Raw genomic sequence first — 22,911 nt, 5'->3', positions numbered from 1 at the left:
GTATTACATAAGCCTGAATGACACCATTTCTTTCCTGGTTACATATGGATAAATGGATAGATTTTTCATGAGGAGGATGGTTTATGTACGGGGATTATTATTATAGCCAACCGGTCCCAATGTCTAGACAAAGAATAACGAAGCAGCAGGCTAAAGACATCGCCCTTAAAAATATCCCAGGCAGAGTTCTACATGTTGATATGGATTTGGAAAATGGCGTTCTCGTTTATGAAGTCTTCATATTGACAGCTAAAAATAGAATTTTTGAAGTGGAGATTCATGCAAAAACAGGACGTATTATTAAAATGGAAGAAGAAACAGATTTTGATTAGTTTTCACGTTTCATAAAAAAACCGACACCTGACCCGAGTAGAACAGGTGTCTTTTGCGTGTAGTGAAGAGGGAATTTAGCAGTTTTCAAATGGGTTCAAAACATGATTTCAGATATTTAATAAACCTTTTCGACGCAGGTGCAAGTGTTTTAAAAGAAGGGGCGGCAACACCAACTGTGCGGTAATGTTCCCGTTCTAAATTCAGAATCTTTACGTTAGCTGGTAGACGATATAATGCCATTTCAGGGAGAATGCTCATTCCCATTCCATGTTGAACCATGGAGAAGATCGCTTGGTCATCTTCCAATTCAAATTTGATATTAGGTGTCACGTTGTTTTCTTTTAAAATCCGTCTTAAATCATTATCGCTCCCTTTTTTCGCCATGATGAGTTGCTCCTGTTTAATATTTTCAAAACTAATGTAATCTTGTTGAGCGAGAGGATGATCCTCAGAAAGAAGACATAGCATTCTATCTTTTTTCAAGGGAATAACATCGAAGTGACGAGAAGTCGGTAGGGAAACGAAACCAAAATCAACATGACCATTTGAGATCCAATACTCAATTTCATCATAATCTCCTTCTTGTAATTTAATTTCAATGGAAGGATAATTTTCGCTAAAATGTTTCAAAACTTCAGGTAGCCATTGGACAGATACACTGGAAAAAGTCCCAATCCGAACGGTCCCGATTTCCAGACCATTGATATTCGCTATTTCTTGAAGCATTTCCTCGTTCCATCTTAAAATTTCACGTATATACCCCAATAAATATTCTCCATTACTAGTCAAACTAATCCCTGAACGTCCTCTAGTAAGGATTGAAAAACCCCATTCTGATTCCATACTCGCAATCGCATGACTGACAGCAGATTGTGATAACCCGAGTGTTTCCCCAGCTTTTGTAAGGCTTTCTAATTCGACCACTTTATTAAAAATTTCATACTTAGCAAGTGACACTTTTTTCACTCCTTATACATGAATTTTATTCATATAAATACTTAAAAACATTCACTTTTCTTATTTGAATTTTACAATTATACTATTCAATAATCAATACGTGAGAGTAAGGTGAATAAAATGAAAGGGAATCAAGGATTGAAAAATGTTAAAGAAGGGGTGAGGATAACCACTCAAACAAAAGCTAACCTTATGATGTTGATGGTCACAATGCTCTGGGGATCTTCTTACATTTTTATGAAAATGGGGCTTCATTCTATTGAAGGGTTTAACCTAGTGGCATTGCGTTTTCTTATCGCCTCTTTCTTAGCTGGAGCGATATTTTACAAACGATTTAAACATTTGGATGTTAAAACGATGAAACATGGATTTTTATTAGGGCTGCTTTTATTCTCAGCAATGTCGGTTGTGACGATTGGAATTGAATTTACATCTATTTCAAATGCAGGCTTTTTATTTAGTCTTACCGTCGTTTTTGTGCCCTTATTATTAGCCATCTTTTTTAGAAAAAAGCCGGAACAAAAAGTGATTTGGGGTGTAGGACTTGCCATAGTTGGAATCGCTCTGTTAACGTTAAACACAGAATTAAAGATCAATTCCGGAGATTTCCTAATCATATTAGGAGCCTTGTTTTATGCGATTCATATCATTGTGACGGATAAGGTAGCAAAACATTCTGATGCTATTATTCTTGGAGTTTTACAACTTGGAGTTGCAGGGACATTTGGATTAGTATTTTCATTGCTTTTTGAGCACCCACATTTTCCAAATACTACGGAATCATGGATTGCTATTTTAGCCCTGAGTATATTATGTAGTGCAGTTGGATTTATTGGCCAAACTATGGCGCAAAAACATACAACTCCGACACATACAGGTCTCATCTTTTCATTAGAACCCGTTTTTGCGGCCTTATTTGCATTTATTTTCATGGGTGAAGTACTTTCTGCCAGAGGTTATTTAGGGGCATTATTAGTTTTACTAGGTGTTTTTACTGCTAAATTTGACTTTAAAAAGTACATATCCCGAAAAGAGTTCAGCAACCCCATTGATGGAACCAATGTCTAGTTGTTTCGGGATAGGAAAGAGGATGTATTGAAGGCTCATTCCTTCATATACATCCCCATTAAAATGATACATAGCTTGGTTTATAAAATCTTTTATACTTTCTGATCAGCATCCTACGATTTATCATCGACTTCCTCTGATTTATGCTCTACTTTTCAAGTATATGCTCGACTTCTTCTGATTTACGATCGCTTTTTCGATTATATCAGCGACTTCCCCAGAATTATGGTCACTTTTTCGATTATATCAGCGACTTCCCCAGAATTATGGTCACTTTTTCAATTATATGATCGACTTTCCATTTCCCCTTCATTTCTCTTTCTTATACAATAGTAGTAGTAATTATATGAAGGATGATGATTGTGGACGTTACCATGAAAAAGGTGGTGGAGGCTAGTTATTTAACGGCTGACTCTGCTGCACATTACCGTACGATTTTACGATATTTTTATCATCAACATGAAAGAATGAGAGATTTTATTACACCAGAGGAAATTTTTAATTATATGCGTTCAATCCCGGCTTTTTATGATTATCAGGAGGAGCAGCTTCATATGCAGCTTGCTCAACTTGTCAAATGGAATAATTTAATTGCTCGTCAAGATATGACAAATGCCAAAACAGTTGAAGAGTATAAGAAAAAGCGCTTTCGCTATCAGTCTACCCCTTATACGATTGAAATTGAAAGAATGCTTGTGGTCCTTGAACAAAAGGTTGGGGATACTTTCCAAGGATCATTGGAGCGATCTCAATTTGATCGATTGTTACAAGCATTAACGAATTTACAAAAAGAAATCGATGAGGGTCTTACGAAGGAATCGGAGGAATATATGCGAATATGGGAGGATGTATTTCGCTATTTCCAAACGATTCGAACAAGTACAGCTGATTATATCGCCTATATTAATAGTGAACAAACGGATCAGAGGATGCAAACGGAGGCGTTTCTAGTATACAAAAATCAGTTTACGACTTACTTAAGAGACTTTATTGTTTCCCTTCAAAAGACATCTTTACAAATCGTAGAGCGCTTGCACGAATTAACTTCATTGAAGCTTGAAACATTTTTTCAAAAGTTAGTCGAACATAGGGGGTCTATTCCAAGAATTGAAAATGTCGGTTCCTCCGCGGAGGATTGGCTGCAAGAATACCATGAATATTGGAATTCCCTTAAGCAATGGTTCTTAGGTAGTGATACGCAGAAGAGTGAATTAGATGTCCTGCAATGGCAGACAAATGAAATGATTAGACGGATGACAAGATATGTTCAGCGAATTGGGGAGAGACAACATCATTTTCGCAGTAGAAGGAATGATTATCTTCATTTAGCGAAATGGTTTAGCCATTGTTCATCATTAGATGAGGCTCATCATCTTTCTTCTGTTGTGTTTGGCGCTATGACGATTCAGCATCTTCAACTAGAGGCAGGAACAACGGATAATTTACATGCAGACACATGGGAGGAGGACCCTGTTTTGTTAACGATCAAGCCACGAACGAATCGCTATCGTGAAAAAACAAAACCGGGTGCGATGATCTCCAATACAGAAAAAAAACGAAAACAAAGAGAAGAATATTTACAAGAACGCAAGAAAGAGAAAGCTCTTATCCAACAGTATATGACAGAAGGTGTTATTCAACTATCGACTCTACCAAAAGTGGACCCTTTCATTCGCAAGGTGTTGCTTAGTTGGATCGGAAAATCAATGGCTAGTAAGGATCAAAAGGTGAAAACGGATTATGGATTGGTTGTAAAGGTAACTATCAGTAAGGAGAAAATCATTTCACTCGAATCAGATGATGGAATATTGAAAATGCCTGAAGTACGGTTTGAATTTGAGGGTCTAGAGGTGAAGTAGATGAAAATCGAACAAACGTTAGAGTTTGATGAAAAAGCGATTCAAGGAATGGATTTATTATTTCATCAATATTGGATATTACGAGCGGAACATCCAGAGTGGTATCAGCTTATTCGAGAGCGAGAAAAGGTCTTGCGACGTTACATTAATGATAAGTTTGGATTACGGCTTATTGTGCATCAACATTTTATCAAGCTTGAAAAAATCCCTGTTCAACCGGAAAGATGGATGGGAATCCAACATTTCCAGGAGCCAATGGATTATGCGATTTTTTGTTGTGCTCTATCATTTTTAGAAGGTAAATCGGTGGACGAGCAATTTTTATTATCTGAACTATGTCAAGAGATTCAAGCGGACTTCCCTGGAGAGTTTGAGTTAGACTGGACACTTTATATTCATCGTAAATCTCTTATTCGAGCTGTAAAAATATTAATCGACTTCCAATTGATTCGGACGATTGATGGGGATATTGGACGATTTGATCATAATGAAGAACAAGAAGTCCTTTATGAAGCGACCATTTACAGCCGTTATTTCATGAGGGTCTACCCAGATGATTTTACGAGTTTTAAACATTGGAGTGAGTTGTTAAAAGAGGACTGGAAACTAAATCAAGAAGATGAACGTAGAAAACGGGTCTACCGTAAACTATTCTTCTCTCCAGGATTGCATCGGATTGATAAACAGGACCCCGACTTTGCTTATATTCGAAATTACCGAAACCGTCTATCAGAGGATATAGAAAATCATAGCGATTATAAGCTTCATGTATATAAAAATACGGCATTCTTATCAGTCTCAGAACCGAAACAATACCAACAAGTGTATCCCACATCTAAAGCATCGAGTGATATTATTCTTCAATTCGCAAAATATTTACATGAGCATTTAGATCAGTTTAAACCGAAGGAAAATGGTGAGATTGTAATGACGGAAGGGGAAATGGATGGAGCCGTCGAAACCCTCCGCAAGCAATTCGAGAAGGGTTGGTCGAAATATTTTCGAGAAAAATCTACGAATGCCATTCGGATGGAATTAATAGAAGCTATGAAAGATTGGATGATGGTAGAAGTAGATGAAGAAAGTTCTTTCATTAAATTGAAACCACTGTTAGGGGTGCTAACAGGGACATTTCCAGAAGATTATAAAGGAGAGGAAAATTGATGTCGGATACAAAATGGATGATGAATCGGGCGGGGCTTGTGAACTTCTGGTATTACGATGAAGAAATCTTTCATTTCCGGGATGGCAAGCTATTATTAAGAGGTTCAAATGGTTCAGGAAAATCTGTTACGATGCAAAGTTTTCTACCGGTTTTGTTAGATGGGAAGAAATCACCTGATCGGTTAGACCCTTTTGGTTCTAAAGCGAGAAAAATGGAAGATTACTTGCTAGGTGAGAAAGAAGTAGTGAATCGGGATGAACGAACAGGCTATTTATTTATCGAATATAAAAAACAAGGAACGAACCAGTATATTACAACTGGAATAGGCATGCAGGCAAAGCGAAATAAGGGAATTAAATCTTGGTATTTTCTTTTAACAGATCAGCGTAGAATAGGGCAGGATTTTTACCTTGCTCAAAAGCATGCTGGAGAAAAGATCCCATTATCCGCGAAAGAATTGGAGAATCGAATTGCTCAAGGGGGATATGTTGTCCATACTCAGAGAGAGTATATGGAACTTGTTAATAAATATGTCTTTGGCTTTCATTCTATTGAGGCATATGAAGATTTGATCAAACTATTGATTCAGTTAAGAAGTCCGAAGCTTTCGAAGGATTTTAAGCCTACTGTTATTTACGAAATATTAGAATCTGCCTTGCCGCCATTGACAGATGATGAATTACGTCACCTATCTGATACGATTGAGAATATGGATCAGGCACAACAGCAATTGGAGCAGCTTGAAAGAGAGGCAGATTCCATCCAAAGATTGGAATCTGTCTATAATACGTATAATCAATACATATTAGCGGAACGAGCAAATCAGTGGCAGCGTGCTGAGAATAGAAGTGTAGCAGCGGCCAAGAAAGTGGGAGAGTTAACGAAGCATTATGAAGAATTTGATTTGGAGATTGATCAATTATCTACAAATCAGCAAAGATTTCAACAGCAAAAGGATGTAGCAGAACAAGAAAGAAACTCCTTACAGAAACATGAAGTTTGGTCATTAGAAGAGGAAAAGGCAAAGAAAGAAGAGGAAGCAATATCACTATTTCATGAAATTAAGAAATTGGAAAGCAAGTGGGAAGATCAGAATAAAAAACTTCATGACTACTGGAAAAGGAAAGAAAAGTCAGAGTTAGAGCTTGCTAAACAAGAACAAAAAGCAAATGAGTTACTGGACGAGTTATCCTTGGATGCAGATGAGGCCGCTTTTGATCAACATCACGTCAATTTGGATGATTATGAACGACAAGCTAGAGCGGAGGATTTTGATTTTACCGTATGGTTGAAGGAAGCAAATGAACATCAAACCCTTTTAAACTCGTTAGAAAAGCATGCAGAAGAGATTGAACGATTAGGGGTGGAACATTCTCGACTCCAACGTCAATCATCTGAAAAGAAACAGGAGTTAGATGAACGTCAAAAGGAAGTAGATCATTTGCAAGAATGGTTCGATGATCAACATCAACAGCTTGAGAGCGTCGTTTTTCGTTGGATGGAAGAGCATCCAGAACTTGTCTACTCTCCCCATCTACAACAGGAAATAGCAAGATCCTTACAAGGACTTTACGAAAAAAATCGTTTTGATGAGGTTCGGGATAAGCTGTATGTGGCTATCCATGAATACGAAGCAGAAGTGAAGAAGGATAAGGCTATTATTCAAGAGAAAATAAAAGGGAAGCAAGTAGAAATGAATGAAGTAGAGGAGGAACTGCATCGAATTAAAACACAAAAATTATTAGAACCTGAGAGAGAAAAAGGAACGGAACTCCATCGTGAAACATTAAATGAAAAGGGTCAAGCCTATTTGCCATTCTATGCTGCAGTTGAGTTTCGAGAGCATGTTACGGAAGAGCAAAGGGAACGAATAGAATCTGCTTTGAAAAAGACCGGGATCCTCGACAGTTTGATCACGGATCAGTCCTTATCACCGAAAGAGGATGCGGTCATCATTCCAGAGCCTACCCTTTTAGGACATACACTAGCTGACTACTTAATGCCCGATTTAGATGGAGGGAGTCCAATAACAAAGGAAAGGGTAGATGAAGTACTTAGAAGTATTCCCCTTGAAAAAGAGGGAAGTGGTTTTCATGTGGATATCGATGGAACCTATTCAATTGGTTGTCTAGTCGGTCATGCTCCAAATGAAGGATCGTCCAAATTCATCGGTCGTACTTCGCGAAAACGTCATCAACGAGAGCTCATTCAGCTTTGGACTGAAAAGCTTCTGAAACTTCAAGATCAACTAGATGAATTAAAAAAGAACTTACACACACTGGAGGAAAATCTACAGTTAGTGGAAATGTGGAAAAAAGAGCTTCCTAGCGATCGCGAATTAATCGAGCTACATGAACAAATTTTAAAGAAAAAACAAGAAGTAAGAAACATCCAAGAACAATTGCGTGAAATTGATGACAACTGGAAGCATGTACATGAAAAATGGACGACCGCAAAAAAACTACTTCGAGAACAAGGGATTCATTTGAACATTGAATTAACATTAGAGAAGATTCAGGAGGCATGTTCGGCTGTTAGAAGTTATCTCAATTTTTTACATCAATTTACACGTGTTTCCCTACAGGTTTCCTTTACCAAAAAGGAACTGGCTTCCATCGCTCATCGAATAACAGAAATAGAAGAAGAACTGGATATGATAAAGGGAGAGCAAAATAGTAAAAATGCTCAGTTACATCAAACAAAGGTTCTGATTCAATCGATTGAACAGCAGTTGCAATTAAAAGGCATTGATGAGGTAAGACAGCGTATTCAAGAGGTTCAGCATTTATTGAAAGAAGCAGAGGAACAATTGAACATGATATTATCCACTCTTCCTAAAAAAAGAGCGGAACAAGACAGATGTTTGGAAAAGCTGACAGAGGCCCAGCAGGAATATAGATTTTGGAGAAATATGACACATGAATGGAAACAAGTCGTTGAAGAGGAAATCAATAGAGGCTTTTTGGAAGTGAAGGATGTAGATGCTTCTGCCATTTTACAACAATATGAAAAGGTATTCTCAAAATATGATCGCTCAAAACTATTGGAACAATTAACAAAAGTATTTTTCAATGAACAAGTCCATTTAACAGAATACAGAATGTTTGAATTTACTGAAGAAGTCGATACTCCTGAATGGTTTCAAGAAAAATTCGGGGAATATTATGAGCCATTTATGAATGAATGGCATTCTTTAAAAAGCAGACGTTTGATTAAATTAGATTATAGAGGGCAGCGGGTTAGTCCTTATTATGTTTCATCGATCCTTAAGAAGGAGTTAGCGGACCAACAAGGCTGGCTTGATGAGCAAGACCGAAAGCTTTACGAGGATATTATTGTCAATACTGTTGGGATCATTCTACGTAATCGAATTAAGCGGGCACAAAAATGGGTGAAAGAGATGGATAAAATTATGGCAGACCGTGATAATTCATCAGGCTTAATTTTTTCCATTGCTTGGAAGCCATTAACAGCAGAGTCCGAGCAAGAATTAGATACGAAAGATCTCGTACAACTTTTACAACGGAACAGCAAGTTTTTAAGTGAAGATGATTTAAATCGAATTACAAAGCATTTCCAATCTCGCATCGCTAAAGCGAAAGAGCTTATTCAACTACGGAATGAAGGAACCACTCTTCATCAAGTGTTAAAAGAGGTGTTAGACTATCGGAAATGGTTCACCTTTGTCCTTTCTTTTAGTCGAGTGAATGAGCCAAAACGCGAGTTAACGAATAATGCCTTTTTTAAATTTAGTGGAGGAGAAAAGGCGATGGCCATGTATATTCCATTATTTACAGCTGCCTATTCACGTTATAAGGAAGCTGGTAAAATGGCTCCGTACATTATTTCTTTAGATGAAGCATTTGCAGGGGTGGATGAAAATAATATTCGCGATATGTTTGAGGTCGTAGAACAGCTTGGATTTAATTATATTATGAATTCACAAGCACTTTGGGGTGATTATGATACAGTTTCAAGTTTATCCATTGCTGAATTAGTGCGGCCCAAAAATGCCGATTTTGTGACGGTCATTCGTTATGAGTGGGACGGATTGCAGAAATCATTAGTTGTTGATGAGAATCAATTGGAGAAGGGCTTTGTTAGGAATGAATCATAATGTTCAAGTGTTCAAAGAAGAACCAGGGTTTATCAAGTTGTTTTTATTGTTTAAAGAAAAATATCGTTCTCTCGGTCGAATCGGTGGTAATGTTAGCCTTGAAACCTTTAATCAAGTGGAATTGGAATCGATTGCTGGTTTTCTTGGTCAACCATATGAGAAACTGGTTCGAAAAGGAAATCTTTCCTTACTAGATTTTGAGAAGGAGTTATCTAACACAGGTTTTTCAAACTTTACGCTTTTACACCTATTAGAAACGGTTTTACAGGAACCCATAATTTCTAAGAAAGAAGAGATGGAGCAGGAGAAGAAGTTAGAAGAAAATTTTATAGAATCCCTTCGTAAAGCGATTCCCAATGCTTGGCCGTGGCTTCAGTATATTCAAGGAAAAACACCTGATACAAGGTGGATATGGTCGCTATTTAAAAAAGAAAAAGAAGAATTACGAGAACAAATCATAATGGTATGGGAGGCATTTTCCTCCCTACCGAAAGAGAATCAGTTTGAGCGGCTTCCTTTTTTTTCGCAAAGAATGACAGGGAATCCGCATTATTTTGATTCACATGAAACAGCGGGAAAATTATTGCTTCATTGTATGTATGTTGATCAATTGGTAAAAGGTAATACAGATGCCGTCATGCCAAAGGGAGTAGAGGAATTAAATGATTTACTTGCGGAATATGGCATTATGAGGGATGATCTATGGAATTTTGTTACATGTCAAGGGTTACTTGCATCCAACGAACAAAATGAAATACATCCTGTATGGCAAGCAGCTGTTCAAACCAACACGGTCATGAATATCCCCATGAAGGTGCTGGTCAAAGTGGATCGTGTATGGCCTAACATAGGAAATAATGTGTGGGTTGTTGAAAATTCTAGTGTATGTTCAACGATAATGGATGCTGTTCCAAATGCAGCAGTTATTTGCACACACGGTCAGCTCCGTTCAGCTAGTTGGCGGTTGTTAGATATGCTTGCTGAGTCAGGGTGCACCCTTTATTATTCTGGTGACTTAGATCCAGAAGGAGTTGTGATCGCCCAAAAATTGATGGATCGATATGGGGATCAACTGATCTTATGGAGAATGGACAAAGAAACCTATGAATTCAGTTTATCAGATGAAGATATCACATCGCGTTTAACGAAACTTGATCATATAACAGCACCAGTTTGGAAAGAACTTATTCATTTAATGAAACAAGTCAAAAAGGCTGGATACCAAGAAGCAATCGGTCTAAAGCTGATTAATGACATCCATTCTAATCTCAAGAATTAAGGTTAATTACCGTTGGAATAGAAGCAATTGGTAAATCACCGATTGCTTCTATTCTCACTTGAAACATTACCTTAAAAGTGCAACGATGCTTTAAAAAAAACAACATAATGTTTTAATGGAAATCATCACGAAAAGTCTTTCCCTTTTTACAAACGAGAACAAACACGTGTGATCCAGCTAGCTATATCATGAAACACTTCTTCTCGGTTTGTTTCATTTAATATTTCATGACGTGCTCCCTCATAAAGCTTAAGCGAAACATCTTCCATCCCTGCCTTTTTGTATTGTTGATACACTTGTCTGACCCCTTTTCCGCTTTTACCAACAGGGTCTTGATCTCCAGCTATTAAAAGTAAGGGAAGTTGCTTTGGAATTTTGTTGATCTCCTCTTGACGATGAATGGTCAAGAGCCCAGTAAATAAATCAGCGAAAAAACCCGCTGTGAAAATATTTCCACATGCAGGATCCGCTATATATAAATCTACTTGTTCTTCATCTCGTGTTAACCAATCAAAATCGGTTCGATTTGGTTTAAATTGTTTATTAAAGTGACCAAATGAGAGTTTATCTAACAGGGGACTTGCCGTTCTCCGTCCTTTTTTTCGACCTTCTCTTTCAGCGATAAACAGCCCCATTTTACCAAGAAATCCTGGATCCCCACCGGTGCCACTAAAAATGGCGCCCACAAGCTGATGTCCAAAAAGCTGTACATATCGTCTCGCGATAAATGAACCCATACTATGTCCAAAAAGAACGATGGGAGTCGAAGGGTAGTCATTTTGAATCAAATCCGTCAATTGCTTCACATCACGAACGACTTGTTCAAATCCATCATCATCAGTAAAATAACCAATCTCTTCTTTTTTCTTAGCTGTCTTTCCGTGTCCCCTGTGATCGTGACCAAAAACAATGAAACCTCTGTCTACCAAATAGCGGGCAAAGTCCTCATACCGCAACACATGCTCTGCCATTCCATGAGAAATTTGTACAATCCCATGTATTTCCTGAATAGAAGGATTCGACCATTTACAGCAGAAGATATCCGTGCCATCCATTGTTTGAAGTGAAAAATCTTCTCTTATCATATTGTAAACACCTCATCTAAATCAGATATTATGTATTTATAAATATAGATGGTTAGTATGGGAGGGTTTAGGGGGGATTGCTCTTTGAGAAAATAAAATTCATCCTAAAGAAAATAATAGTATAATTGTTTAACAGTCGCAACAATTCCTTTCTGGAATCAGAAAAAAGGGGGTGTTTTCCACCCCTTTTTCTGAAAAGAGTTTATTGGTTATGGTGTGATAATATTTGGAAATGTTAGGCAGTCTTGAACAATTAAATCCTCGTCTGGAACAAATCCTGCACCTAAAGCAAGGGTAATTAAAGGAGCACCTGCCAAATCTAATAAAGTAATGGCGTAAATATCCAAAAGCCCAGCAGGAGTTTCTACTAAAGTTAGAGTAAAGGTAACATCACGATTGGCTACAGAAGGATCTACGAAATTCACGATTCCTGTTCCTGTAACAGTCATTGTAGTTATTCCTGTCACTGGAATTGTTGTACATGTCGGCATATTAATTTCAGTGGCTGTAAATGTAAAGCCTTGATCTGCTGTACCAGTAGGTCCAATACCGAGATCATTAACAACCCATTCCACACTACTTCCAGTTAAATTACAATTATCACAAATTTCTGCATTTAATCTTGTTGTAAATCCACCGGACAGTAAAGCAAGACCTTCAAACAGACTAGCTGCGAATGTGATACCAATACCTGTTGGAGTAGTTAGTGGGTCTGTATCAACAAATGCTTGACAATCACAGTTTGGACGAGGGAAGACGTCTGGTCCACATTGTACTGGCCATTCAAATGGTGGACAAACTCCTCCACCTGGAATTGGAATATCATTAGGACGAGGGAAACAGAATTTGGCGAGGACTTCTAATTTCACATCTGCTTCAACTTGAATTTCAAAACAAATATCAAGGGCAATTTGAAGTCCTAAGTCCGGCACACCAGTTTCAATAAAGTTTGTTTCACAATCTAGATCGATAATTCGACAAAACACATTTTGACTTGTAAATGGCTCCGGAGCACAAACAACTAATCGACGAGATTCACTGATCGTTGGACGGAATTGGCAAAGGATAGTTCCTTCACTATCAAGGATTGTGACTAATGGTCTAATGGTGAAAATAACTTTCACGATCGCCAAGTCAGTCAGTACACCGTTAACAGGAATTTCTCTTCTTTCAATTCTAGAAGAAACTGTGCATGATACATTTCCGTTTGGATCTGGTAGGGGATCGAGAGGGAAGAATCCTGATACTTCAGGTACTTCGCATGTTACATCAAGTGGTGTTCTACCTTCGGAAACGGCTAATGCGACAGCAGCAGCACAGTCATCTGGTAAAACAATGCCCGTGTCCGTTGTAATTGCATCGAATACCCAATCATAGACTTTTGGAACCCGTATACATTCTTCAGTCAAATTATTAGGAGTCAATTGGGAACCACTAATTTGTTTCAAGATGATCATCCTTCCTAACATAATAGTAACAGTAATATTGTATTGAATAATCACCTATATGGTTCTAAAAAAACAGCCTATTTTACAAGGCTTTGTTTTAAGCTTTTATGAAAAAAAAGAGGGGAACCATGATAGCTTGGGCTTTTTTAACAATGAAAATTGTGAGGGGATTAAGTAATACGTAAATTAACTCGACATATAAATATATTAATTCCATAATTTAGAGGAGGAATGACCATCATGATTGCTGTTTATTTTGATGGAGACGAAATTGCGACAATTCCATATTCATCTATCACTGGTTTTTGTTTATTCTGTGAACAACAAGGGATGAAAACAAAGTGGAATAAAACAGAGGGAAAAATTGAACTTTATTATCTCAAGGAAAACGGTATTGCGCTTTATACAACAAACAATGATCAGATCAGCTATGACATATTCCATGGTTTACAACAATCCCTTGATCAACATGGGATACACTCAACAATTGATCATGAGGAGAGGCCCATAACGAAAACAAAGCTCATCATCAAATTGGATGTATCTAGAAAAGCGAATACCAAGAATCCCTACTTGTATATCAGTCACCACCCAACAATTGATGAACAATTATTAAATATCTTAATTTCAGAATTAAATGAAGCCAAAATATTATTTACATTAAAAAAGCGTATGAATTCGTCCCCATCTTCCAATCACAGTTTAAATCTCCAATACAGACTCTCACATGACCAAGAAATAGATCCATTTAAAGAACAACTTTCTATGTGTTTAGCCAAGGTCATTCTACGTTACGTTAGCCAAAGAAATACATTCTTTTCTTTTCTCCCAAGAAATATGGTCATCAATTGTCTAAAAGGCATAATCAAGTCAGAAGACTTCTTAGAGCAGGAAAAAATGAAAAAGGTGGAACTGGTAGAAGAGGTAAAACAGATTCAGCCTCAAACTAATGAATCATCAAATATAGAAAGAGAAACCAACAGCATTATAAACGCTGAGGTATTTTTTGATTACACAATTTTCCCGCCTCAATCTGATAGTGAAACAAAGGAATATTTAATTAATGGAAATCTTTATATAAAAAATACAGGAAATGAGGTATTAATAGACCCAGTAATTTGTATCAAAATGACCCCTCCCCAGGGAGCTTCTCTTCACGGACAAATTATTCCCCCAAAATTGATTCCTGGACTGGCTGTGAAAAGCAATGAAGGTGAAAAAGGATGGAAATATGTCTACGAGGATTGGAGGAAAAGAGTAAAAACAAAAGGTGAATTTTGGATAACCCCCATCCAAACATACAAAATCCCACCTAAAGAAATAGCAGTATTCAAAGATTTTAAAATAAATATCAATCAGCCAAAGGAAAGAACAACCATTATTGTCCAAGGGTATGTTTATTTTCAAGAAAAAAAGAAACAATTTAGTGCAAACAATCAAATTTCTATTTCATTTTAAAAACGACAACCCAAAATGGCTAGGGAGGAGGTTATGATGAAAGAACGTCCATTATCAAATGACGATCATTATAAATATAGGATGTTGCAACAAAATATCATTTATTTAAAGGCAGAACTTGCTAAATATAAATTAAAAGTAAGGGATTACCAAGAAGATTATCATTATAGTCAATTAGAAACACTAAAAAATGAAAATAAAAGATTACTGGAGGAAAATAATAAGTATAAAAGTGAAGGGAAGAAATATAGAACGAATAATCTCTTATTACAAGAAGACCTTATGAAGAAGAATCATCTTCTCAAGGGGGTTCAAAATGAATATGAAAGACTGAAGAATACTTTAGGTGAGATGGAACGTATTCAACAGGAAAAGTCAGTAGAAAAGGAGGAGTTAAAAAAAGAAGTCGATTTGCTTCAAAATGAGAAGATTGAAGCGGAAAATAATATTCGAACCCAACAAGAAAAATTTTATCAATTACAATCTGATTACGAAGAATTGCATAGTAAGTTAAAAAATAAGGAGGTTGTTGAGCAAAAACTGAAAGTGCAAATTAACCAATTAGAAGAGAAAATATTAGATCTTAAAAACGCTCTTCAGTATTTGGAAAAGGAAAATGCAAAATTGTTAAATAAAAATAAACGGTTAGATCAAGAGTCTGAGAAATACCAACATGATGTTACAAGTTTACAGAGGCAAATTAGTTTTTTTAAAAATCAGCTTGAAGAGAATCAAAAAATACAAACAAAAAGGGATGAAAAAATTCAAGAATTGCAAAAAAAAATAAGTCACCTTAAGGCTGAAAACAAGCAATATGCGGAGGAAGCAGAGAAGTCAAACAAGGAAATCATGCATCAACAAAGTTTAGTCCAACAACTCCAGAGTCAAATTCCTTCATTAAAAAAGGAACTTACTCAATATAGTGATAAATTAGCAACCAATAAGGCGGAGCTTCAAAAATCCTACGATGCTCATAAAAGGATTGTGGCAGAAAATAAACAATTGATTGAAGAGAGAAATATACTTAAAGAATATCAAGCTGAATTGTTCCTCAAAGTAAATGATTTAAAACAGGAACTCCTCTTATTAAACAAGGAAGAAATGGTCAATTTACCATCTAAAGATAATAGAAAATTAGTGGGAGCAGACAAACTTCATCGACAAGTGGTAGCATTACAATTGCAAATTAAAGAATACGGGGCCAAACTTTCCACAAGTATTTCTATTATCACCCAACTAGAGGAACATATAGATGAACTTACGGATGAAATAAAATTCTTAAAAAATAAGTTGTCACTCTCTACGTGATCCTCATTGTCTATTACGTGGAAAGCGACTTTTTTGTTTTTTTCTGAGCTTTTTGTGATGAGAAATGCATGAAGGTATATAGCTCAAAACGACCAAGGTAGTGAAAAAGTGTTCCCCTAAGGTGTGTTCAACATATAGATATAAAATATATAGATAAACTTTAGTCCATTAAACACAAGAATGAACCCAGAAAGGTGGTTTTATTATTTATGAAAGGTGTTATATTGGCGGGTGGTAAGGGGGACCGTTTAAAGCCGTTAACGCAAATTATGAATAAACATCTCTTGCCAGTTGGGCCGTATCCAATGATTTATTGGCCAATTTTAAAATTAAAGGAAGCTGGGATCCATGAAATCCTAATTATCACTAATGGAGATTATCTAAGTTTTTTCGAAAAATTATTAGGATTTGGGGAAGGGTTAAATGTAAAGATTCAATATAGGATTCAGGAAAATATTGGTGGTGGAATTGCTGACGCTCTTATGTGGGCCGCTGATTATATCAATCAAGAAAAGTTTATTGTATTACTTGGAGATAATATTTTTGAAGATTCATTGACTCCCTATATTGAATCATTTAATGCACAGGAAAAGGGCGCAAGAGTATTATTGAAAAAAGTAGAATACCCATCTCGATATGGGGTCCCTCATATAGATAAAGTACAAAATAGAATTATTTCAATAACTGAAAAACCGAATAATCCTCATTCAAATTATTGTGTTACAGGGATATATATGTATGATCAGGAAGTTTTCCAATATATTAGTAAAGTTATCCCTTCGAAACGTAAAGAATTAGAGATCACAGACGTTCATAATTTATATATCAAACATAGTCAGCTTGATTTTGACATACTGAAGGGATGGTGGATTGATGCAGGGACTCATGAATCTCTTTATATAGCCAATCAAATGTATTTTCAAAAAACAAGTAAGGGAGGGGGAAAATGGGAAGACATCTCCTAATTACCGGTGGAGCGGGATTCATTGGTTCTCACTTCATATCCCATATGTTGACCAATTCAAAGGACCATATCACGAATATCGACTCATTAACCTATGCCGGAAATAAACGAAATACGGCAAAGTTTGAAAAATCATATCGTTATCGCTTTATTCAATGTGATATCAGTAAAGAAAATGAATTGTCCCTAGTATTTGATCAAAAATATGATGCAATTATTAATTTTGCTGCAGAATCCCATGTGGATCGCAGTATTCATGATGCTTTTCCATTTATTGATACTAATATAAAAGGAACATTTAACTTGCTGCAAGCAGTTTTAGAAGGAAAAGCAAAGAAAATGATTCAAATTTCAACAGACGAAGTATATGGTTCACTTTCTCCTACAGATCCCCCATTTACTGAAAAAACACCGCTTGCTCCGAATAACCCATACTCAGCAAGTAAGGCAAGTTCTGACTTGTTGATAAGGTCCTATTACAAAACACATCAACTTTCACTTATCATTACACGCTGTAGTAATAATTATGGACCTATGCAACATTCAGAAAAATTTATCCCCAAAATTATTTATAATGCATTGAATAATAAAAATATTCCTTTATTTGGCGATGGCCTTAATATTCGGGATTGGATATATGTTGAAGATCATTGTCGAGCTATCCACATGGTACTTGAGAAAGGGGTTCCTGGGGAAATTTATAATATAGGCGGGGCAGAAGAAAAAACGAATTTGGAAGTTATTCAGATCATTTTGGGCCTGTTAGGAAAGGAAATGAAACTTGTACAAAAGGTAGATGATAGAAAAGGTCATGATCGAAGATATGCAATGGATTCATCCAAAATTTTGAAAGAATTGGGGTGGAGGCAAGAGATCTCATTTCTTGAAGGGATTCAGAAAACAATAGAGTGGTATAAAACAAATGGTGTATAGGTAGGTGGCATCGATGGATATTTTAATTACAGGTGCAAATGGTCAATTAGGGAAAGAATTAAAACGACAATTAAGTCATGCACATAATGTGGTAAGCCTAGATAAAGAGCAATTAGATGTTACGAATCAGGTACAGGTGGATGAAAAAATAACTCAAATCAATCCTCAAATTATTATTCATTCAGCAGCCTTTACAAATGTGGATCAATGTGAAATAGACAGAAAAAAGGCATTTAGTGTGAATAGTCTTGGAGCGAGCCATATTGCACAAGCGGCTAATAAGACTCATTCTCGAATGTTTTACATTAGCACCGATTATGTATTTGATGGACGTAACAAAACACCATATCCAGAAGAATATCCCCCCAATCCCCAATCTGTATACGGCTTAAGTAAGTGGCTAGGTGAACAGTTAGTTTTAGGTTGCAAAAAAGTAACGATTATTCGTACCTCATGGCTATACGGTCATGACGGGGAAAACTTTGTGAAAACAATGCTAGAAATGGGAAAAAAAAATAAAGAAATCAGGGTTGTAAATGATCAAATAGGTTCGCCAACTTATGTTAATGATTTAACAACCACTTTGATTCAATTATTCGGAAAGAAAGATGGTATTTACCATGTTAGTAATTCAGGGGCATGCACATGGTACTTGTTTGCAAAGGCAATTTTTAATGAGGCAGGTTTCAATCCCCATCTAATCTATCCAGTAACGACCGAGGAGTATGGGGCTATTGCTTCAAGACCACATTATTCAGTCTTAGGACATCAGGCGTTGATTAGAGAAAGAGTGAAGATTCCTCGGCATTGGCATCATGCATTAAAGGCTTTTATTAGAAAGGAGATCAATTCATGATTTTAGGAGTAAAGGTTAAGAAACTCATCAAACATTGTGATGATCGTGGTTTTTTTTCAGAACTTATCCGAGATGATGAACCCGCACTTTTATCAAAATTTGGTCAGGCTTCTTGGTCCATGAGCTACCCTGGTGTGATCAAAGCCTTTCATTATCATGAAAAGCAAGACGATTTATGGTTTTTCCCTTCTGGTAACGCTCAAGTAGTATTACATGATCTACGGGAGAATTCATTAACAAAAGGAGACACAGATGTGTATTATATGGGAGAAGAAAATCCAATCATGCTGTTTATTCCAAAGGGGGTCGCACATGGGTATAGGGTTCTTGGACAAAAGCCTGCCACCATTATTTATTTTACAACGGAATCCTATAAACCTGATAACCCAGATGAAAAACGAATCCCTTGGGATGATCCTTCCATTTCATTCGATTGGGAGACTAAGAACCGATAAAAAACATACAAAAACAACATTAAATTAGATGTTACTGACTCTCAATTGTTTGTGAGGATCTTTTAAACCAAGATTTTTACTTAGAAGGTGAATATGTATGTCGACTTTGATTTCAGTTATTTTAACATCCTATAATAAACCTCAACTAATTAGTCAAGCAATAGAAAGTGTAATCAAACAAAGTTATTCAAATTGGGAGCTTTTTATTATGGATGATCATTCAAATCAAGAAACAGTTCGTGTTATTCAAAAGTATTTAGATGATCCGAGAATTTCCTACTTTAATAGTCATATTCAAGACAGTGAAAGGCATAAAACAACTCGATATGCCACTTTAATAAATAAAGCGATTCCAATGACAAGTGGTCAATATATCACCTATCTTACTGATGACAATTTTTTCTTACCGGAACGATTTGCGACGATGATCGATGTATTTAAAAAAAATTCCAAAATAGAAATCGTTTATTCTCAACAATTAGTGAGGATGACGAATCAGTTTGGTGAAATTGAGAATGAAACTCTTCGAAAAACGTATGGAGTATTAAATAATGCTGTCGGATTGGTCGATCATTGCTCCATTATGCATACAAGAAAAATAGCTAATGATATTTTTAGGAAATATGGAACCTATTGGGATGATCATCCTACTTACTGGTTTAATGGTGATGCGGCTTTTTGGAGAAGACTAACGGAATTCCAACCATTTTATCCTATTCAACAACCTTTAGACATTGCAATAAAAGATCCCCAATCATTCCAAAGGCTTTATCATCACTTGCCAAAAGATCTACCGAACGGGGTTCTCGTAAAAAGTCCAAAATCTGAAATTTATTTAATGGATAATGATCAAAGGCGGAAAATTTCTCATAAGGTATTTGAACGACTAAAATATGAACATGATTTAATTGTAACCATTCCGGATCCAATTCTTTTCAAATATAAAGAGGGAATTCCTATCGATATCCATGTATTTGAAAATTTAGCCATGATGCCTACCCAACGACTGGTCAAATCTGATCATTCACCAAATATCTATTTTTTGCAGAATCATCAAAAACACCTCATTCCAAATGAAAGAGCCTTTAGAGATTATAAATTTAAACAGAAAAATATTGTGATCGTGGACGATCAACTTCTCTCTTATGTCCCAGAGGGAAAGGAAATGAAGGAATTATACAAAGATCCATCAATTTTACCAGATGGTATCCTATTCAAGTGTGAATCATTTTTTTTAAGTTCAAATCATTTCCTTCATCCAATTGATAAAGAAGTGGCCATGAAGTTAAATTTACCAATATCCGATCCAGTCATAGTTGATGATAGATTTATAAAAAGGTTTCCCAGAGGAGTTCCATATAAATGGGAGATTCGTGTCTGAAATGTCAAGGTGTGTCATATTCAATTGAGAGTATGGCAATTGGAAAATGAAAACATGAAATGAGGCTGTGATTAAAGTAAATAAAATTGTTCTGGAGGAAGAGATATGGATCATCAATAAAAAAGGCATTTCAAAAGGGAACATAATGACGTTCACGACTGAATGGCCTTTCACGAGCGACCACCTTTCTAATTTCATTTAAATGAGTCATGGACCACTTGGTAAAAAATTTTTTTTCGCTTTGATGGATCATCTTTTTTTGCCATATCCTATCGATTTTAAAACTACTGCTCCCGTAATGATGGATAAATACGTCATTAGCTACTAATAATCTTGTACCATAGATTAATGCTCTAATACAGAAATCAGTGTCTTCATAATACCCTGGGGAAAATCGTTCATCAAGTCCACCAATCTTATCTATCAAATCTCTCTTAAAGATCATACAAACCCCACTTAAATTATCAACTTCATAGCTTTTCATTTCATTCTTTTGTGACCATTCATTTGCAAATTCATGCATTTGGTCCATAGTTTTATAAGATAATTGAGGAATAGATTGATGTGGCAATATAAAATTTGACCGTGGGCCAATAATACCGCATGAATAATGATTATTTAGAGACCATATCAACCTTTTCAACCAGTCTTTTGTCACAACCGTATCATTATTAAGTAGGACGATATTTTCCCCTCTTGCGATTCTAAGCCCTTGATTGCAACCTCCAGGGAATCCTTTATTCTCTTTATTTGATATGATTCTAGCTCTAGGTACCGTTTGAAGAAACTCGAGTGTTCCATCTGTTGAACCGTTATCTATTAAGACTAATTCAAAGTTTTCTTTCGTATGTTGAAATATACTTGTAATGCATTCCTTCGTAAAAGAAAGCCCATTTCTAGTAATTATAATAATAGAGGTAAGTGGAGACTGTTCAGTTAAGTCATGCGCATTCATCGTCATCATGACCACCCTTTCGTAATTTAAACTATGATCTGATCATGGGGGATGGCAATATTCCAGTTTGAAGAACGACCATTCAATCCGATTGATTAAAAATGAATCTTGAACTTTCGAAAATACCAGTCTGCCGTATATTTCCGCTTTTGAAAATAGGATTCTCTTTGTTTTGTTATTCCTGTGTTTAATAACTGTTTTTCAATCTTTTCAGGATCTCCATGAACAACTAGTTTCTTGCATTTTTGGATCTGTGAAGTGGAAAAGTGTAAAAAGGCCGTCCTTAAAAAATTATAATAAAAATCTTCATATATCGCTTCATAGGGGTGTGACTCTCTAAAACGATGCAATATTTTTACATTGGGCTGAACATGGCAAGAGTGCCCAAATAACCACAACTTAATGGAAAGTTCTACATCTTCATAGCCCCATTTATTAAAACCAGTCTCAAACCCGCCGACAGCAAAAAAAGTTGTCTTTTTTATAGCAAAACAACCACCAGGTAATACAGCTGTTTCAAAGCATTCATTTTGTTTACCATTCCATATCGTTCTTAAATTTGATGTTAATGTTTGACCATACCCAATAAAGTTCGCATCATTTATTGATCCAATAGCTGGAGTGATTGCATCTGTTTTACCAGTGATCATTGGTTCCAACAAATGATCTATCCACCAATCTTCAAATTCTAAATGTGCATCACAAAAAAAAAGAAAATCACCTAAAGCGTTCTTCGCTCCTAAATTTCTTGCATTTGCTGGACCAATTCCTGATGTATGAATAAGATTCACCTGAAATTTAGGATCTGTTCGCAGAAAGTCGCAACAGTTATCAGTTGAACCATCATTTATTACGATGGTTTCAAACGAATAGTTACTTTTTGTTGAATATAATGAATGAAGTGTTGTTCGTACGTTATCACCTTCATTTTTAGCTGGAATAATAATTGAAATGAGGGGACTGGTGTTTTCCATTTTACGCTTCTCCTTTCTAAAAATGATGTTTAATGTCAAAAAGGGGCATACACTCGTTTTGTCCATTGAATAGAAGATTTGCGGGAAAGTATTATAAAAATAATATATGAAGTTAAAGAATGGATATGTCATTCACCTTCATAAATAAAGGCCATGAAAATCACTTTTACAATAGGAACAATACTTGACTCAGTCATTTTCACACTAAACCATAACCCATCATATATGTATAAAAAGCGACGTTTAAATTAATCTTTAGAAAAAAACTTTTCTTAAGGAAGTTTCACTATATTTGACTGGTTAGACCGTTGATAAA

At 36.0% G+C, this 22,911-nt stretch carries 18 protein-coding genes; 13 read left to right on the top strand and 5 right to left on the bottom strand.

Translation table 11 applies throughout. The features are described 5' to 3' along the window. Positions 1-83 precede the first annotated feature (83 nt). Positions 84-332 (top strand): PepSY domain-containing protein, encoded by a 249-nt coding sequence (locus J2S13_RS04215; RefSeq protein WP_307256459.1) that lies wholly within the window; start codon positions 84-86, stop codon positions 330-332. A gap of 85 nt (positions 333-417) precedes the next feature. On the opposite strand, the gene J2S13_RS04210 is transcribed toward J2S13_RS04215, so the two are convergent. Beyond that, a complete protein-coding gene (locus J2S13_RS04210; RefSeq protein ID WP_307256458.1) occupies positions 418-1,290 on the bottom strand; it encodes a LysR family transcriptional regulator in 873 nt (290 codons plus the stop codon). Between the two features lie 165 nt (positions 1,291-1,455). On the opposite strand from J2S13_RS04210, the gene J2S13_RS04205 reads away from it, so the two are divergent. The 5 genes from J2S13_RS04205 (at position 1,456) to J2S13_RS04185 (ending at position 10,778) form a co-directional block, all read left to right on the top strand. Continuing rightward, on the top strand, positions 1,456-2,358 hold the full coding sequence (locus J2S13_RS04205; RefSeq protein ID WP_307256516.1) for a DMT family transporter: 903 nt from the start codon (positions 1,456-1,458) through the stop codon (positions 2,356-2,358). 362 nt (positions 2,359-2,720) lie between these two features. Further along, positions 2,721-4,217, top strand: a complete 1,497-nt coding sequence (locus J2S13_RS04200) for a TIGR02677 family protein (protein WP_307256457.1) — start codon at positions 2,721-2,723, stop codon at positions 4,215-4,217. Further along, the gene (locus J2S13_RS04195; protein ID WP_307256456.1) at positions 4,218-5,381 is read left to right on the top strand and encodes a TIGR02678 family protein; all 1,164 of its coding nucleotides are present in this window, start codon (positions 4,218-4,220) and stop codon (positions 5,379-5,381) included. It begins immediately after the preceding gene. Continuing rightward, positions 5,381-9,499, top strand: coding sequence for a TIGR02680 family protein (locus J2S13_RS04190; protein ID WP_307256455.1), 4,119 nt, complete (start codon positions 5,381-5,383; stop codon positions 9,497-9,499). The genes J2S13_RS04195 and J2S13_RS04190 overlap by 1 nt, the downstream gene beginning before the upstream one ends. Continuing rightward, positions 9,489-10,778: a TIGR02679 family protein gene (locus J2S13_RS04185; RefSeq protein WP_307256515.1), complete on the top strand. Its 1,290-nt coding sequence runs from the start codon at positions 9,489-9,491 to the stop codon at positions 10,776-10,778. The genes J2S13_RS04190 and J2S13_RS04185 overlap by 11 nt, the downstream gene beginning before the upstream one ends. 146 nt (positions 10,779-10,924) lie before the next feature. Here J2S13_RS04185 and J2S13_RS04180 read toward each other — a convergent pair whose 3' ends face one another. Next, positions 10,925-11,863 (bottom strand): alpha/beta hydrolase, encoded by a 939-nt coding sequence (locus J2S13_RS04180; RefSeq protein WP_307256454.1) that lies wholly within the window; start codon positions 11,861-11,863, stop codon positions 10,925-10,927. Positions 11,864-12,072: 209 nt separating this feature from the next. Next, entirely contained in the window at positions 12,073-13,311 is a 1,239-nt protein-coding gene (locus J2S13_RS04175) for a BMQ_0737 family morphogenetic spore coat protein (protein WP_307256453.1), read from the bottom strand. 240 nt (positions 13,312-13,551) lie between these two features. Here J2S13_RS04175 and J2S13_RS04170 point away from each other — a divergent pair, with 240 nt between their 5' ends. From J2S13_RS04170 to J2S13_RS04140, 7 genes are all read left to right on the top strand, one after another. Next, positions 13,552-14,769 carry a hypothetical protein gene (locus J2S13_RS04170; RefSeq protein WP_307256452.1) on the top strand — a complete coding sequence of 406 codons (1,218 nt, stop codon included), beginning with the start codon at positions 13,552-13,554 and terminating at the stop codon, positions 14,767-14,769. A 36-nt stretch (positions 14,770-14,805) separates the two neighbouring features. Next, positions 14,806-16,077 carry a coiled-coil domain-containing protein gene (locus tag J2S13_RS04165; protein ID WP_307256451.1) on the top strand — a complete coding sequence of 424 codons (1,272 nt, stop codon included), beginning with the start codon at positions 14,806-14,808 and terminating at the stop codon, positions 16,075-16,077. Positions 16,078-16,286: 209 nt separating this feature from the next. After that, complete coding sequence (locus J2S13_RS04160) at positions 16,287-17,042, top strand: sugar phosphate nucleotidyltransferase (protein WP_307256450.1); 756 nt, start codon at positions 16,287-16,289, stop codon at positions 17,040-17,042. Beyond that, a complete protein-coding gene (rfbB, locus tag J2S13_RS04155; protein WP_307256449.1) occupies positions 17,024-17,974 on the top strand; it encodes a dTDP-glucose 4,6-dehydratase in 951 nt (316 codons plus the stop codon). The genes J2S13_RS04160 and rfbB overlap by 19 nt, the downstream gene beginning before the upstream one ends. Before the next feature lie 13 nt (positions 17,975-17,987). Beyond that, on the top strand, positions 17,988-18,830 hold the full coding sequence (gene rfbD, locus J2S13_RS04150) for a dTDP-4-dehydrorhamnose reductase (RefSeq protein ID WP_307256448.1): 843 nt from the start codon (positions 17,988-17,990) through the stop codon (positions 18,828-18,830). Further along, positions 18,827-19,285: a dTDP-4-dehydrorhamnose 3,5-epimerase family protein gene (locus J2S13_RS04145; protein ID WP_307256447.1), complete on the top strand. Its 459-nt coding sequence runs from the start codon at positions 18,827-18,829 to the stop codon at positions 19,283-19,285. The genes rfbD and J2S13_RS04145 overlap by 4 nt, the downstream gene beginning before the upstream one ends. A 97-nt stretch (positions 19,286-19,382) precedes the next feature. Next, positions 19,383-20,666: a glycosyltransferase family A protein gene (locus tag J2S13_RS04140; protein WP_307256446.1), complete on the top strand. Its 1,284-nt coding sequence runs from the start codon at positions 19,383-19,385 to the stop codon at positions 20,664-20,666. Positions 20,667-20,796: 130 nt separating this feature from the next. On the opposite strand, the gene J2S13_RS04135 is transcribed toward J2S13_RS04140, so the two are convergent. Both J2S13_RS04135 and J2S13_RS04130 read right to left on the bottom strand, forming a co-directional pair. Beyond that, positions 20,797-21,627 (bottom strand): glycosyltransferase family 2 protein, encoded by an 831-nt coding sequence (locus J2S13_RS04135; protein WP_307256445.1) that lies wholly within the window; start codon positions 21,625-21,627, stop codon positions 20,797-20,799. Between the two features lie 89 nt (positions 21,628-21,716). Continuing rightward, a complete protein-coding gene (locus J2S13_RS04130) occupies positions 21,717-22,595 on the bottom strand; it encodes a glycosyltransferase family 2 protein (protein WP_307256444.1) in 879 nt (292 codons plus the stop codon). Positions 22,596-22,911 lie beyond the last annotated feature (316 nt).

Source organism: Oikeobacillus pervagus (assembly GCF_030813365.1).
Taxonomy (GTDB): domain Bacteria; phylum Bacillota; class Bacilli; order Bacillales; family DSM-23947; genus Oikeobacillus; species Oikeobacillus pervagus.
Note: the sequence above shows the minus strand (reverse complement) of the source record. Positions and strands in the feature narration are given on the sequence as shown.